This is a genomic window from Streptomyces sp. NBC_00286, from assembly GCF_036173125.1.
GTDB lineage: Bacteria > Actinomycetota > Actinomycetes > Streptomycetales > Streptomycetaceae > Streptomyces.
The window spans coordinates 1,103,744-1,118,612 of sequence record NZ_CP108054.1; the positions used below are offsets into that span (position 1 = coordinate 1,103,744).

A 14,869-nucleotide genomic window follows, 5' to 3' on the forward strand; every position below is an offset into this window, starting at 1 on the left:
GTTCAGGGAGATCAGCCACGTCCACCCAGACGTTCGTACACCCGAACAGCTCGCGGCCGAACCCCCCGTCCGGCCGGCTCACCGGGAGGCGGTGGCTGCCTGGCAGGTGTCGGGGGCGGCCGCGGTGAGGTTCTGCGTCGTGTGCTGGTGGTGGCGGGTGAGGCGGCCGTCCAGGAGCGTGCTCGCGAGGGCTGCCAGGGCGAAGGCCGCGCCGACCCAGCCGATGGCCGGCAGGCCCAGGTCCGCGTCGATGACCAGGCCGGCCACCCACGGGGCGATGGCGATCCCGACGTTGAAGGCGGCGATGTGCATGGCTCCGCCAAGCCCTCCTGGCCTCGCCCAGGATGCTGAACACGCGGGCGTTGACTGCCGGGTTGGTGAGGAAGCCGCCGGCGCCCAGCACGGAGAGCGGGACCATGGCCCTCGGGCTGTCCGCTGCCAGCGCGATGGCCGCGGCGACGACCGTCACCGTGCCCATGCCGGTCAGCAGGACACCGAACGGCGCCCGGTCGGCGACGCGCCCCGGACGGCGGGCCCACTCCGCCTCGCCCGCGGCGGTGACGGCATGGCCGCCGAACTGGTTGGTCCGTCGGACTTGAGCGCGTCGAAGACGGGCTTCACGGCGGCGATGTCGGCGGCATCGCCGCCGACCATGAGCGCGTAACCGTTCTCCAGACCCCATACGCCGCCCGAAACGCCCGCGTCGACGAACCCGATGCCCCACGCGGCGAGTTCGAGGGCGCGCTTCTCGTCATCCGTCCGGTGGGACTTGCCGCCGTCGACCACGCGCGGGGCGGGCCCGCGGAATCACCGGCCGCAGGGCCCCGCGTGATCGCAGTACGGCTGAAGCCGACTCTGCCCGCAGCCGCACAGAACGATCCTGGTCTCGGCGCGCGGACCTTCCGGTGTGTCTACGCGCAGTTCGCCGCGCAGGGTCAGCCGGCCGGTGGAGCCGCGCGTGACCTGCGTGGGTCGCTCCGGGATCTCCGTCCCGCCGTCCGCAAGTTGGTACTGCAGCGCGCCCGAGGGGCAGCGCCGCACCACTTCGGCCAGGCGATCGGCCGCGGCACCGTCGGGCCGGATCCACGGCCGCGCGGCCGTGTCGAAGACCTCCGGCAGACCACGGACGCATTCGGCGGCGTGCAGGCAGCGCCGGGCCTCGAAGGTCACGGTGATCGACTCGCTCTTGTACGACTTCTTCGCGGGCCTGTCGCTCATGCCGGCCTCCCTCACCGCCGTGTGCGGCAGTGCTAGTCGCTGACGTTGCTGCGGGACTGGTACAGCAGGTCCTGGTACTCGGGATGCCGGGCGATCCAGCCCGCCATGAAGGGGCAGGTGGCCAATACCCGCAGCCCCGAGGCGCGTGCGTCGTCGAGAGCGGTGCGGGCCAGCGCGGACCCGACTCCCCTGCCCTCGTATTCCGGTGCGACCTCGGTGTGCACGAACGCGACGAGCTCCGCCGTACGGATGTACTCCGCGAAGCCCGCAACCTTGAGCTCTCCGTCAACCCGGGCCTCGTAACGCCTCGCCTCGGGCAGATCGTTCACTTCGACCGCCATACGTCCTCCTCTTGGACCTGGTCCCGCTCAACTCGACGGGAGACCCGGCCGGCCAGGACGTAAGACTATCCCATCTTGTTGATGCATCAACCTGGCAGGGGTGCGGGTCGGGTGGCCGGATATGCGCGCCGAATCCCGACCCGGTGTCCTGATCCATCCGGACAAACGGGCAGCGAACAGGCACACCTCTGTCTGCGAGCGGGCAGCGGACTCCTGCGCCACGGAGCTCTCCACCGCATCATCCAGGGGCTCCGCGCTCCGAAATACGGGCACATTCGGTCATGAACTGCTCTACGACGAACCTGTTCAGTACGGGCAATCGCCTTGTAGAAATTTGGCCACCGGAGCCCGGTCGGGCCAGGTTCCGGGAAACAGCCGGCGCGTGCACCGCGCCCAGAGCCGTGAAACGGAGGTGTCGCCGTGGACGCCGAGGAACGAAGACGCGGAATCCTGGAAACGGCGCGCCGTTCCGGATCCGTGGACGTCGGAAAGCTCGCCGCCGAACTCGGGGTCTCCAAGGAGACCGTGAGGCGCGATCTGAACCTGCTGGAGGCGCAAGGGCTGGTCCGGCGTACGCACGGCGGTGCCCATCCCGTGGAGAGCGCGGGCTTCGAGACCACGCTCGCCTTCCGTACGACCGAGCACGTCCCCGAGAAGTCCCGGATCGCGGCCGCCGCAGCCGCACTGCTCGGGGACGCCGAGACCGTCTACATCGACGAGGGCTACACCCCGCAGCTCATCGCCGCCGCCCTGCCCCGCGACCGGCCACTGACCGTGGTCACGTCCTCGCTGGCCACCGCAGCCGACCTGGCCTCCGCCCAGAACATCACCGCGCTGCTGCTCGGCGGCCGGGTGCGTGGCGGAACGCAGGCCACGATCGACCACTGGGCGACCCGCATGCTGTCCCACTTCGCCATCGACCTGGCGTACGTGGGAGCGAACGGCATCTCCCGCGAGTACGGGCTCACCACCCCCGATCCCGCGGTCAGCGAGGTGAAGGCCGAGGTGATGCGGGTCGCCAAACGCCGGGTGTTCTCCGGCGTCCACACGAAATTCGGTGCCGCGAGCTTCTGCCGATTCGCGAACGTGACGGATTTTGAAGCCATCGTCACCGACACGGGGCTGCACGCTTCCGAGGCCCGCCGCTACGCACTGCTGGGTCCCCAGGTCATCCAGGCCTGAGCCGCAGTTCAACTCCCCATCCCCACCCCGTAAGGCCGGGGTCCTGGTTCCCCACGCCCTCGAACACCCATGGAGTCAGTCATGCGCACACGAAGAATGATCCAAGTCCTCGCCGCGGCGACCGCCACGGGCTCGCTCCTGCTCGCCGGATGTGCCGGTGCCGGAGGTGGCGGCACCGGCGGGGGTGACGGCGAGAGCATCAACGTCCTGATGGTCGGCAATCCGCAGATGGAGGACATCGCGAAGCTGACGAAGAGCACGTTCACCAAGGACACCGGCATCAAGGTCAACTTCACGATCCTTCCGGAGAACGAGCTGCGGGACAAAGTCACCCAGGACATCGCCACCCAGGCCGGCCAGTACGACGTCGCCACCATCGGCGCGTACGAGGTGCCCATCTGGGAGAAGAACGGCTGGCTGCACGAGCTGGGCTCCTACGCGGACAAGGATTCGAGTTTCGACAAGGACGATCTGCTCAAGCCGATGGTCCAGTCGCTGTCCGGCGAGGACGACAAGCTGTACGCGCTGCCGTTCTACGGCGAGTCGTCCTTCCTCATGTACAACAAGGAGGTCATGGCGGAGGAGGGCATCACCATGCCCGAAAAGCCGACGTGGCAGCAGGTCGCCGACATCGCCGCCAAGGTCGACGGAGCCCGGCCGGGCATGAAGGGCATCTGCCTGCGCGGCCTGGCCGGCTGGGGTGAGCTGGGGGCGCCGCTGACCACCATGGTCAACACCTTCGGCGGCACCTGGTTCACCGAGGACTGGCAGGCGCAGGTCAACAGCCCGAAGTTCAAGGAGGCGACGAAGTTCTACGTCGACCTGGTGCGCAAGCACGGGGAGGCGGGCGCGTCGCAGGCCGGGTTCACCGAGTGCCTGAACGCGATGAGCCAGGGCAAGGTCGCGATGTGGTACGACGCGACCAGTGCGGCCGGATCGCTGGAGGACGCCAAGTCCAGCAAGGTGGCCGGCAAGGTCGGCTACGCGTACGCCCCGACCGTCGAGACGCCCAACAGTGGCTGGCTGTGGGCGTGGGCGTGGGCGATGCCGAAGACCACCAAGAAGGCGGACGCGGCCTCGAAGTTCATGCTGTGGGCGTCCAGCAAGGAGTACGAGGAGCTGGTCGGCAAGGAGCTGGGCTGGTCGCGGGTGCCGGCCGGCAAGCGGGCCAGCACGTATGCGATCCCCGAGTACGCGAAGGCGTCCGAGGCCTTCGGTGACGTCACTTTGCAGTCCATCCAGCAGGCCAACCCGTCCGACCCGGGCATGCAGGCCAGGCCGACGGTGGGGGTCCAGTTCGTGGCCATCCCCGAGTTCCAGGACCTGGGCACGAAGGTGACCCAGGAGATCTCCGCTGCCATCGCCGGCAAGACAAGCGTGGACAAGGCGCTCAACGACGGCCAGAAGCTCGCCGAGGAAGTCGCCAAGAAGCAGAAGTGACCTCCACTGCCCGGCCGGTCCTCCCCCGGCCGGGCGCCACTTCCCCTACCTCGACCGTCCAGGCCGGGACTGCTTCCCCTACCCCGGCCCCCCAGTGCCTCAAGGGCCTGGGAGGTGCCCCCATCGGCGGAGGAAACGCCAATCACCATGACCACGCTCATCGAAACACCCAAGGCGGCACCGCCGCCCGTCCGTCATCGGACGACCAGCATCAGCAAGTGGCGGCGGCGCGTTCCGCTGCTGCCCGCGCTGATCTTCACGATCGTCGTGACGCAACTGCCCTTCGTGGCCACGCTCGTCATCTCCACCTTCCAGTGGAACATCCTCCAGCCGGGCGACCGGCACTTCGTGGGCCTGTCCAACTTCAAGTTCGTCTTCACCGACGAGCGGCTGCGCACGGCGGTGCTCAACACCGTCGTGCTCACCGCGTCGGTGGTGCTCATCAGCGTGCTCCTGGGCCTGGGCCTGGCCCTGCTACTGGACCGCCGGTTCCTCGGCCGCGGCCTGGCGCGCACCCTGCTCATCGCGCCATTCCTGGTCATGCCGGTCGCCGCGTCGCTGCTGTGGAAGCACGCCCTCTACAACCCCGACTACGGACTGCTCAACGGCACCCTCAACGCCGTATACCGCCTCTTCGGCGCCGACAACGGCCCCACGATGGACTGGATTTCGTCCTACCCGATGCCCGCGGTCGTCCTCTCCCTGGTCTGGCAGTGGACCCCGTTCATGATGCTGATCCTGCTGGCCGGCCTGCAGGCGCAGCCGGGCGACGTACTGGAGGCCGCCCGCGTGGACGGCGCCTCGGCGCTGCAGACCTTCCGCTTCATCACCCTGCCGCACCTGCGCCAGTACCTGGAACTGGGCATCCTGCTCGGCACCATCTACGTCGTGCAGACCTTCGACGCGGTCTACACCATCACCCAGGGCGGCCCCGGCTCACAGACCACCAACCTCCCCTACGAGATCTACCTGACCATGTTCCGCAAGTACGAGTACGGCGAGGCGGCCGCCGCCGGAGTCGTCGTCGTCCTCGGCTCGATCGTGATCGCGACCTTCGCGCTGCGCACCATCGCGTCATTGTTCCGCGAGGAGGTATCCCGATGACCCACGCAGCCGTCGCCACGCCCGGAGCCGGGCTCAAGAAGCTTCTGCGACGTCACGGCAAGCAGGGCGACCACGGTGGTGCGCCCAGGCTGTCGCCGCTGTGGACGTTCGTCGCCTGGCTCGCCACCCTGGCGTTCTTCGCACCGGTGGCCTGGATGGTGCTCACCTCCTTCCACCAGGAGGCCGACGCCGCGACCAACCCGCCCACCCTGCTGGCCCCGCTCACCTTCGACCAGTACGAAACGCTGTTCAGCCGGGACATCACCCCTTTCCTCCTCAACTCGGCCATGGCAAGCGTCATTTCCACGCTGCTGGTGCTCGCCCTGGCGGTGCCCACGGCCTACGCGCTGTCCATCAAGCCGGTCGAGAAGTGGACCGACGTGATGTTCTTCTTCCTGTCCACGAAGTTCCTGCCGGCGATCGCGGCTCTGCTGCCGATCTACATGATCGTCAAAGAGGTCGGGATGCTGGACAACGTATGGACGCTGATCGTCCTGTACACCGCGATGAACCTGCCGATCGCGGTGTGGATGATGCGTTCGTTCCTCGCCGAGGTGCCCAAGGAGATCCTGGAGGCCGCCGAGGTCGACGGCGCCGGCCTGCCCACCGTCCTGCTGCGCATCGTCGCACCGGTCGCCATGCCGGGCCTGGCCGCCACCTCGCTGATCTGCTTCATCTTCAGCTGGAACGAGTTCATGTTCGCTGTCAACCTCACCGCGACCCAGGCCTCCACCGCGCCGGTGTTCCTCGTCGGCTTCATCACCAACGAGGGCCTGTTCCTGGCCCGGTTGTGCGCGGCGGCCACGCTGGTCTCCCTGCCGGTCCTCATCGCCGGTTTCGCCGCCCAGGACAAACTCGTACGCGGCCTGTCCCTAGGAGCAGTCAAATGAAAGCCGCTGTCATCGAAGCCCCCGGCAAGGTCACCGTCGCCACGGTGCCCGACCCCACTCCCGAGCCGCGCCAGGTCGTGCTCGATGTGGCGGCCTGCGGGCTGTGCGGGACCGATCTGCACATCCTGCAGGGCGAGTTCGCACCGACACTGCCGGTCGTGCCGGGCCACGAGTTCGCCGGGGAGGTCGTGGGCCTCGGCAGCGAGGTCACCGAACTCGCGATCGGGGACCGGGTCGCCGTGGACCCCTCGCTGTACTGCAACGAGTGCCGCTACTGCCGGGTGGGACGCAACAACCTCTGCGACCAGTGGCAGGCGATCGGCGTGACCGTGGCCGGTGGCGCGGCCGAGTACGCCGTGGCACCCGTCGCCAACTGCGTACGGCTGCCGGACCACGTGGACGTCCAGGACGCGGCCCTGATCGAGCCGCTGTCCTGCGCCGTGCGCGGATACGACGTGCTCAGCAGCAGGCTCGGCTCCCATGTGCTGATCTACGGCAGCGGGACGATGGGCCTGATGATGCTGGAGCTGGCCAAGCGCACCGGTGCCGCCTCGGTGGATGTCGTCGACGTCAATCCGGAGCGGCTGACGACGGCTGAGAAGCTGGGCTGTTCACAAGCGGCGCTGTCCGCCGAGGAGTTGGGGCGCCCGGCCGGCTGGGACGTGGTGGTCGACGCGACCGGCAACGCCGCCGCCATCCAGGACGGCCTGGAACGGGTTGCCAAGGCCGGAACATTTCTGCAGTTCGGGGTGTCCGACTACGCGACCACGGCCACCATTTCGCCGTACCGCATCTACAACCAGGAGATCACCATCACCGGCTCCATGGCGGTGCTGCACAGCTACGAGCGCGCGGCGGAACTGTTCGCCACCGGGGTGCTCGATCCCCAGATCTTCATCAGCCACCGGCTGCCGCTGACGCAGTACCCACAGGCACTGGAACGGTTCGCAGCCGGCCAGGGACGCAAGATCGTGGTGCTTCCCTGACGGGTGCGCAGCTCAGTGCAGCCGGGCGGTGAGTTTGTACCAGCCGGAAGGAATCCGGTACGAGGCCACCCCGTCCGCGTGGCCGAGGAAGCGGACCCCCTCCACTCGTGCCAGTGGGGTGCGTCCCTCGCGGACGGTGGCGGCGGAGGTGGCCGGGAGCCGCAGGGTCGCCTCGCTGTTCGCGGGCACGACCGTCTCGTACGCGAGGGTCCCGCCTCCGGCCTCCACCGTCCACTCGCTGCGGATCTCTCCGTACGGCGATTCGTACGAGCCGGAGACCTGCGTGACCTTGCCGGTGGGATCGAGGTGGGGTTGCAGGATGAAGTGCTTGAAACCGGGGCTGTCGGGGTCGCGGGCGATGCCGGCCATGTAGGCGTACATCCACTCCATGATCGCGCCGTACGCGTAGTGGTTGAAGGAGTTCATGCTGACCGGGCCGAAGCCGGCGTCCTCGGAGTAGGAGTTCCAGCGCTCCCAGACGGTGGTGGCGCCGTTGTGTACCGAGTACAGCCAGGACGGCAGCGCGTCCTGGTGCAGCAGTTTGTACGCCAGGTCGGCGCGGCCCTCGTCGGTGAGGACGGGGGCCAGGACGTTGACGCCGAGGAAGCCGACGGACAGCGTGTTCTCGGCGTACTTGACCCGGGTGCTGTTCGGGTGGGCGGCCTTGTAGGCCTCGTCGTTGCCGATGTTGTCGGCCAACAGGCCGACGAGCGTGCGGCGTTGGGCCTCCGTCTCGTAGAAGCCAAGCTTGAGGACCCACAGCAGCGCCGACTGGCTGTTGTCCTCCGTCTTCTCGTTGGGGTCGGCGCCCGGTTCGATCGGTGACGCGTCACCCAGGCTGGACTTCACCGTGACCCGATCGCCCTCGGTACTCAGGTACTTGGTGATGAAGGCCTGTTTGATGTGTCCGAAGAGCCGCTCGTACGCGTCTGCCTCCGCCGTCTTGCCGGTCGCGCGGGCCATCTGTGCCATCAGCCGGGCGACATAGCCGTAGTAGACGTCGCTCATGAGCTGGGCGCTGGTCTTCTGCGGGGCCAGCCAGTCGCCGGTGAGGGAGCCCTGTCCGAAGTAGGTGTCGCCGGTCTGCTGCCGGATCCAGTCCACGTACCTGGTCATCGCAGGCCAGTTGTCCCTGACCACAGTCGCGTCACCGGTCATCTGCCACACGGTCCACGGCACGATGACTCCGGCGTCCGCCCAACCACTCCCGCCGCCCGGGAAGTTGTACCGGCCGCCGGGAGCCACCCCGGTGAACTGCGCCTTGTCCGCGCCGTAGATGGCAGCCGAGTCGACGACCGTGTCCTGGAAGTGGCTGAGGAAGACTCCCGCGTCCGCGTTGTAGAGGCCGGTCGTGGCGAAGACCTGGGTGTCGCCGGTCCAGCCGAGGCGTTCGTCGCGTTGCGGGCAGTCGGTGGGCACCCAGAGGTAGTTGCCGCGCTGGCCCCAACGGATGTTGCTCGCCAGTTGGTTGATGTCCGGATGGTCGGTGGTGAGGGTGCCGGTCTCGCGGACGGCGGACGTGGCAACTTTTCCGGTCAGGCCGGTGATGGTGACGGTTTCCGTCGCAGTGACGGAGACATAGCGGAAGCCGTAGAAGGTCAAGGAGTCCTGGTGGGTCTCGCCGTTCCGGTCGCCTTTGAGGATGTACGTGCTGGTGGCCTTGGCGCTGCGGAGGTTGGCCCGGTAGACGGAGCCCTCGGGGCCGTCCGCGCCGGAGCTGTCGTCGTTGAGCATCTCGCCGAACTTGAACTCGACCTTGGCTCCGGCCGGTCCGCGCAGGCTGTAGCGGGCGACGCCGACCATGTTCTGGCCGAGGTCGAAGATCGCGGTGTCGCCGCTGCCGATCGTGACCAGTGCGCAGGCTGCCTTCTCCGGGTCGGTCACCGTCCGGGCGAGGTCGACGATGATGCGTCCCCTACCGTTGGGGCTGCCGTCCTGTCCGGTCACTCCGGTGGCGACGGTGATCGACCGCGGCCGCCGGTCCCACTGCGGCATGAAGCGTGCGGTCTCGCCCGGGTAGGCGAGCAGTTGGACGTCCGGGTACTTGTCCTCGAAGGCGACGCGTTCCACGTCCGACCAGCCGGAGTCGTCGAATCCGTGCGCCGTCCAGCCCGGCGGTTCCCTGCGGGCGTCGTAGGTCTGACCGTCGTAGATGTCGTCGGCGCGGTAGGGGCCGGTGTCCGTGGCCTTCCAGCCGCCGTCCGGCCTGGTGACGACCGTCTGCGAGGTCCCGTCGGCGTACCGGATCAGCAGCTTGGCCTTGACCGCGAGGGCGTTGCCGTCCTTGGAATAGTACGTACTGCCGTCGGAGACGCGGCCGTTGTACCAGCCGTTGCCCAGGACGACCGCGAGGGTGACGTCCGGCTCCCGCGTCACGAGGTCGGTGACGTCGTACGTCATGTAGTTGACGCGTGCGTCGTAGTTCGTCCAGCCCGGCGGCAGCAGTTCGATCGTGGTGCCGCCGTCCTGCGGAACGGTGACGTGACATCCGTTGACGTGGGCCTCGTACACGCCGAGGGCCGAGACGTACAGCCGGGCATCACGGACGTCGAACCGCTTCTTCAAGGACGCTTGCTTCCGCAGCATCGGTGCACCGGGCGAGTTTGGGCGCTTCCCCTTCACTCCGATCCACTGGGCGCCGTCCCATCCGGCCACGCCGTCCGTGCTCATGAGACCCGTCTCGAAGTACGACGGGGATGCGATCCCGACCGGACGGCCTTCGGCGTCCCAGACGGTGACGGTCCAGTAGTAGCGGGTCGAGGCGGTGAGCGGCCTGCCCGCGTAGCGGACGGCCACGGAATCGGAGGATCGCACTCGCCCGCTGTCCCAGACGTCCGCGCGGGCGGTGGACAGCTTGTCCCGGGCGCTCGCCACGAGGAGCCGGTACGCCCCTTGGCTCCGGCCGCGCGCTGCCGACCGCATGCGCCAGCCGAAGCGCGGGCGGGCGGCGTCCACGCCCAGGTGATCCGTACGGTGTTCCACGGTCAGCCCGTACACCGCGGCATCCCCCAGGCGGAAGGAGGACGCCGCGTGCGCGATGGTTCCGCCACCCACGCCACCCATGCCACCAGCCCCTGCCGACATGGCGCCGGCCGTCACTGCGAGCACCGTTCGACGACGTACATGGCTCACACCTTGGTCCTTCCGGTTTTCCGGGAATCGATCGAGAGGTCGCGGGTGGTGAACGTGTGCTGCCCGGAGCCGACGGCATACGTGGCGCGATCGTCCGTGGGCATCCGGATCTCCGCCGTGGTGTTCGGCGGGAGTTCCACATCGAGCCGGAACCTGCCGTTCTTTCGGGTCCACCGCGCGGACACCACGCCGTGCGGCGTCCGATAGCTGCCCTCGGCATGGGTGAGATCGCCGACCGGGCGGGGGTCGATCACCAACTCGCGGTAGCCGGCCTTGCCGCGCGGCCGGCGGATCCCCACCAGGCCGTTGTGGAACCACTCCTCGATCTGCAGCAGGATCATGTGGTTCTTGGAGTTGTCCATGTCCCACTCTTCGGGAATGGTCGTCAGGCCTTTGGGATTGGCGGTGGTGGGTGCCATGAAGTGGCCGTAGCTCGGGCGGGTGTCCTCCTGGAGGACATCCCACAGGACGTCGTCGCGGCCGCCTTCGTGCAGGGCCCTGACGATCGGGGCGAGGCCGATCGTGCCGCCGCTGAAGTGCGGCCCTCCCCCGAACGGCCGGTGGGCGTAGACCAGTTCCACCAGGGCGTCGAGGACCTTCCCGCGTTCGCCCTCCGGGACCAGGCCCTCGTCCAGCGCGAGCGCCTGCGCGGCCTGGGTCGCCCCCGTATCGCCCTGGTCTCCCTCGGCGGTGTACCGGCCGAGCGCCGCGTTGTAGAAGGCGTCGTTGAACGCGTCCTTGATGTTGGCCGCGAGGCTGCGGTATTCGGCCGCGTCCGCAGAGCGCCCGATCAGCCCTGCCATCCGGGCCATTCGGTCGGCGATCTGGTAGTAGCCCCAGGTTCCGGTGATGCGGCCCGAGGTGTTCTCACTGGCGATCCAGTCGGCGAGGGCCGCGTCCACGATGTGGGCGTCCGCGCCGATGCCGGCCTTCCTAGTCCTGATGTAGGTGAGGAAGGCCTGCATCTGCGCGTAGTAGCGGCTCATCGTCTGGGTGTCGCCGTACGTCTCGTACGCCAGCCAGGGCACGAGAATGATGCCGTTGCCCCAGTTGATCTCGTCGCCGAACCGGCCGGTGTATCCCCAGTCGTACACCGGGGCCTTGAGCGCGACGTTGCCGATGTTGTCGCCGGCCCGGGACTGGCCCTCCGCCAGGTGCCGCTGCATGGTGCGCAGGTAGGCCGGATATCCGAAGGTGCGGTGCAGGGAGCCGAAGGGCTGTACGTAGTCGGCGGGGTAGGCGAGCTTTTCGCGGCCCGGGCAGTCCGTGAAGGTGGACATGGTGTTGCTCATGACCGAGTAACGGGCCATGCGATGAATGCGGTTGATCCGGTCGTCGGACGTCCGTACCGAACCGGCGGCCGGCGCATCCGCGTGGATCTGCAGGCCGGTCACCGTGTCCCGGGTCGGTAGGTAGCCCTCGGGCAGGCCGGTCACCTGCACCCACTGCATGCCGAAGTAGTGGAACTGCGGGTGCCACCGCTCGCCTCGCCGGTCGCCGTACGTCGTGTAGGCGGCGAACACGTCGGTGCCGCGGGCGGCGCCACCACCCATGATCGAAGCCTGGTTGACGGTGCCGTCGGCGTTCAGCGACTCGGCGGGGTACAGCTTGACCGTGGTCCCGGCCTCGAGCGGACCGTCGAGCTCGAGCAACGGCCATCCGGCGAAGTTCTGCCCGAAGTCGAAGACCCACACGCCTGGCTGCGGCCGGGTGACACTGACCGGTCGGAGCCTGTCGACGACCCTGAGCGGCTCCGCCACCCGCCAGACCAGCTCGGTGGTCAGGTTGGGCGGTGGAGCGATTCCTGCGTCCACCCAGCCCATGGCCGAGCCGTCGCGCCGCCTCGCCGACTCACCGAGATCCGCACCGGGGGCGGTCCAGACGGGCTGCTCGCGCCGGGCGTCGTAGTCGGAGCCGGAGTACCAGTTGGCGGTGACCGTCGGGCCGAGAGCCGTCTTCCACGAGCGGTCGCTGACGACGGTCTCGACCGTCCCGTCCGCTCTCGTGAGTTCCAGTCGGGCGATCAGTCTCGGGGAGACGGCGGCGCCCGCGCTCGGGTCGGTGCTCGCAAGGGAGTTGCCGGAGCCGGAGACGGCGGCACCGCTCTCGTGAGCGGACGCGAGGCCGGGCTCGAAGGCGATACCGGTGCCGTCGGTGCCCGCGGTGCCGATCGAGGTGATGGTGCGTGACTCCAGGCGCTCGCCACCGTCGCCGGTGTCGATGTTGACGGTGCCGCCGACGTGATAGCCCACCACGCTGCTCACCTTGATGGTGGTGGTGCCCCGGGCGGCGGGCGAGACGAGGTGGCCGCTGCCCTTGAACTGGCTCTGCCACCAGCTGTACGGGGCAGTGCGGCCGGTCGCGGGATGCGTGACCGACCGGGTCACGAGCGCCGTGCCGTGGCCCAGTTCGACGCCCAGGACGTTGTCACCGCGGCGGATGAGGTGGGTGACGTCGTAGACCCGGTATTCGGTGGAGAGCTGGTAGTTGGAGTTACCCGGGGCGAGCACCTCATCGGTGACGGGCCGGTCGTTGAGCCGGGCCACGTGCAGTCCGATGCCGGACAGGTGCAGCCTCGCCCTGACGACCCTTCCCCGTCGACCGTCCACCCGGAAGGCGCGGGCGAACACCGGCAGTGGCTGGTCGACGGTTCGGCCCGGGTACTCGAGCCACTGGGCCTCGTCCCAGTCGGAGCGCTTGAGGAGCCCCATCTCCCAAGAAGCGGGCCGGCTCCACGGTGTCGCGTCGCCGTCGGTGCCCCAGGCCCGCACCTGCCAGACCACCCGGTCGCGCGAGGCCAGAGCGGGGCCGTGCCATGCGATGTCCGTCTGGGCCGAGGAGCGGACCTTGCCGCTGTCCCACAGCAGAGGACCCTTGTCGAGATCCGCTTCGGAGCGCGCCGCGTGAACCTGGTAGGCGACCTGAGTCCATCCCTCCCCGGCCCCCGCCACTCGCCAACTCAGTCGCGGGGCGGGGTCGTCGACGCCGAGCGGGTTGTCCTCGCGGCCGTCGACGGCCAGACCGGTGACCCTCGCGCCCGGTCCGCCGCCCTCCGCGGCGGCGTGGGCCGCTGGCACGGGGAGCCCGGGAGCCGCGGGCACTGCCAGCCCTGCCGCTGAGACGACCATCGTGCCGACCACCTGTCTACGGCCTAGCGCTCCGCTCGGGGCGTCGGGCATGCCAACCTCCGATCATGCGATTTCGGGTACGGGTGTTGCCGTGTGCCGGTGCCGGAGCAGTGACCGGCGACCGGCGACGATGGTCAGGAGCCGGCCTTGTAGTCGGCGTCCATGTCGTCGAGGAGTTCCTTGGGCGTGGACTGTCCGCTGAAGATCTCCTGGAGGCCGCTGAGCATGGTCTGCTGGACCTTGGCGTTGGGCCAGAGCTGGTCCATGAACGGCACGGTCCGTTCCGCCTCGATGAACTTGGACAGTTCGGCCAGCGACGGGTCGGCCGCGAAGCCCGTGTCGGGCAGCGAGGGCAGGCCGCCCTGCTTCTTGACGAACAGGTTCATGCCCTCGGGCGACATCACGAAATTCACGAATTTCAGGGCGAGTTCCTCGTTCTTCGCCTTGGCGTTGACGCCGTAGCCGGCGCCCGCCGCGGCCGGAATGATGGTCTCGGCCGGGTCGTCGGTGGCCGGCAGCGCCCGCAGCGTGAACGTCCCCTTCGGGTTCTTGCCCTTCAGGAGGGCGATCACCCAGTTGCCCTGGATGATGCCGAGCGTCTTGCCGGTGGCGGCGAGTTGCTGGCTGGCTTCGTAGTTGGTGCCCAGCGGGTTCTTCTGGAAGCAGCCCGTCTTCTCCATCGTCAGGTACTTGTCCAGGGCCGTGGTCCAGGGCGACTTGGCGAAGGTGGCCTCGCCGGCCTGCATCTTCTGGTCGAAGTCGGGGTCGTCGCCGTACACGGTGGTGGCGACCAGTGCGTACAGGACGAGCTGGGTGACCCAGTTGTCCTGGTTGCCCAGCGCGAAGGCGGGGGTGCCCTTGGCCTTCGCGTCCCGGCAGAACTCCAGCAGCTCAGTCCAGGTGTCCGGCGGAGTGAGTCCCGCCTTCTCCATCGCCTGCTGGTTGTAGACCGCGCCGATGCCGTTCTGCCCGAAGATCCCGGTGTAGGTCTTCCCCTCGTACTGGGCGACGGTCTTCATGACGTCCGGCAGCTTGGCAGCCCAGGGCTGGTCCGAAAGGTCGCGCAAGTAGCCGGGTTTGGCGAGGACGTACGTGGCGCCGGGGTTGCCGTTGCCCGGCCAGACCGACATCACGTCGGGTGCCGTGCCCGAGGACAGCTGGGTGCGGATCTGCTGCTGGTACTGGTCGGCGCCGCTGGTGGTGTAGCGGACCTTGACACCCAGGTTGGCCTTCTCGAAGGCCTTGACGACGTCCTCGATCGAGCCCTGGTCGACCGAAGCCAGCGTGAGCGTTTTCGCGCCACCGCCGCCCGCGTCGTCGGAGCCTGCCTTGGTGCCGCCGCTGCAGGCGGACAGCGCGGCCAGCAGGGAACCGGCCGTCAACGCGGCCATCCAAGCTGGAAGTTGACGTGTCTTCATGATGTCCTCCTCGGGGAAGAGCCACCGGGC

General features: G+C 68.6%; 11 protein-coding genes and 1 pseudogene. 5 read left to right on the forward strand and 7 right to left on the reverse strand.

From position 1 onward, the window contains the following. Nucleotides 1-78: 78 nt before the first annotated feature. The 4 genes and pseudogenes from OHT21_RS05185 to OHT21_RS05200 all read right to left on the reverse strand — a co-directional run bounded on the left by OHT21_RS05185 (nt 79) and on the right by OHT21_RS05200 (nt 1,559). Complete coding sequence (locus tag OHT21_RS05185) at nt 79-312, reverse strand: hypothetical protein (RefSeq protein ID WP_328767032.1); 234 nt, start codon at nt 310-312, stop codon at nt 79-81. 273 nt (nt 313-585) lie between these two features. After that, a pseudogene (locus tag OHT21_RS05190) lies at nt 586-798 on the reverse strand (NAD(P)-binding domain-containing protein); the annotation flags it as partial. 9 nt (nt 799-807) lie between these two features. Further along, on the reverse strand, nt 808-1,218 hold the full coding sequence (locus tag OHT21_RS05195; protein WP_328767033.1) for a (4Fe-4S)-binding protein: 411 nt from the start codon (nt 1,216-1,218) through the stop codon (nt 808-810). A 32-nt stretch (nt 1,219-1,250) separates the two neighbouring features. Continuing rightward, nucleotides 1,251-1,559, reverse strand: coding sequence for a GNAT family N-acetyltransferase (locus OHT21_RS05200; protein ID WP_328767034.1), 309 nt, complete (start codon nt 1,557-1,559; stop codon nt 1,251-1,253). 420 nt (nt 1,560-1,979) lie between these two features. Here OHT21_RS05200 and OHT21_RS05205 point away from each other — a divergent pair, with 420 nt between their 5' ends. The 5 genes from OHT21_RS05205 (at nt 1,980) to OHT21_RS05225 (ending at nt 7,161) form a co-directional block, all read left to right on the forward strand. Then, entirely contained in the window at nt 1,980-2,741 is a 762-nt protein-coding gene (locus tag OHT21_RS05205) for a DeoR/GlpR family DNA-binding transcription regulator (RefSeq protein WP_328767035.1), read from the forward strand. 81 nt (nt 2,742-2,822) lie between these two features. Next, nucleotides 2,823-4,181 (forward strand): ABC transporter substrate-binding protein, encoded by a 1,359-nt coding sequence (locus tag OHT21_RS05210; RefSeq protein ID WP_328767036.1) that lies wholly within the window; start codon nt 2,823-2,825, stop codon nt 4,179-4,181. A 147-nt stretch (nt 4,182-4,328) separates the two neighbouring features. Next, the gene (locus OHT21_RS05215; protein WP_443050316.1) at nt 4,329-5,285 is read left to right on the forward strand and encodes a carbohydrate ABC transporter permease; all 957 of its coding nucleotides are present in this window, start codon (nt 4,329-4,331) and stop codon (nt 5,283-5,285) included. Next, on the forward strand, nt 5,282-6,175 hold the full coding sequence (locus OHT21_RS05220; protein ID WP_328767037.1) for a carbohydrate ABC transporter permease: 894 nt from the start codon (nt 5,282-5,284) through the stop codon (nt 6,173-6,175). Before OHT21_RS05215 ends, OHT21_RS05220 begins: the two co-directional genes overlap by 4 nt. Then, nucleotides 6,172-7,161, forward strand: a complete 990-nt coding sequence (locus OHT21_RS05225; protein WP_328767039.1) for a zinc-dependent alcohol dehydrogenase family protein — start codon at nt 6,172-6,174, stop codon at nt 7,159-7,161. Before OHT21_RS05220 ends, OHT21_RS05225 begins: the two co-directional genes overlap by 4 nt. Nucleotides 7,162-7,173: 12 nt before the next feature. Here OHT21_RS05225 and OHT21_RS05230 read toward each other — a convergent pair whose 3' ends face one another. The 3 genes from OHT21_RS05230 to OHT21_RS05240 all read right to left on the reverse strand — a co-directional run bounded on the left by OHT21_RS05230 (nt 7,174) and on the right by OHT21_RS05240 (nt 14,839). Beyond that, nucleotides 7,174-10,245 carry a family 78 glycoside hydrolase catalytic domain gene (locus OHT21_RS05230; protein WP_328773965.1) on the reverse strand — a complete coding sequence of 1,024 codons (3,072 nt, stop codon included), beginning with the start codon at nt 10,243-10,245 and terminating at the stop codon, nt 7,174-7,176. A gap of 44 nt (nt 10,246-10,289) precedes the next feature. Beyond that, a complete protein-coding gene (locus tag OHT21_RS05235; RefSeq protein ID WP_328767040.1) occupies nt 10,290-13,472 on the reverse strand; it encodes a family 78 glycoside hydrolase catalytic domain in 3,183 nt (1,060 codons plus the stop codon). Nucleotides 13,473-13,555: 83 nt separating this feature from the next. Continuing rightward, a complete protein-coding gene (locus tag OHT21_RS05240) occupies nt 13,556-14,839 on the reverse strand; it encodes an ABC transporter substrate-binding protein (protein ID WP_328767041.1) in 1,284 nt (427 codons plus the stop codon). Nucleotides 14,840-14,869 lie beyond the last annotated feature (30 nt).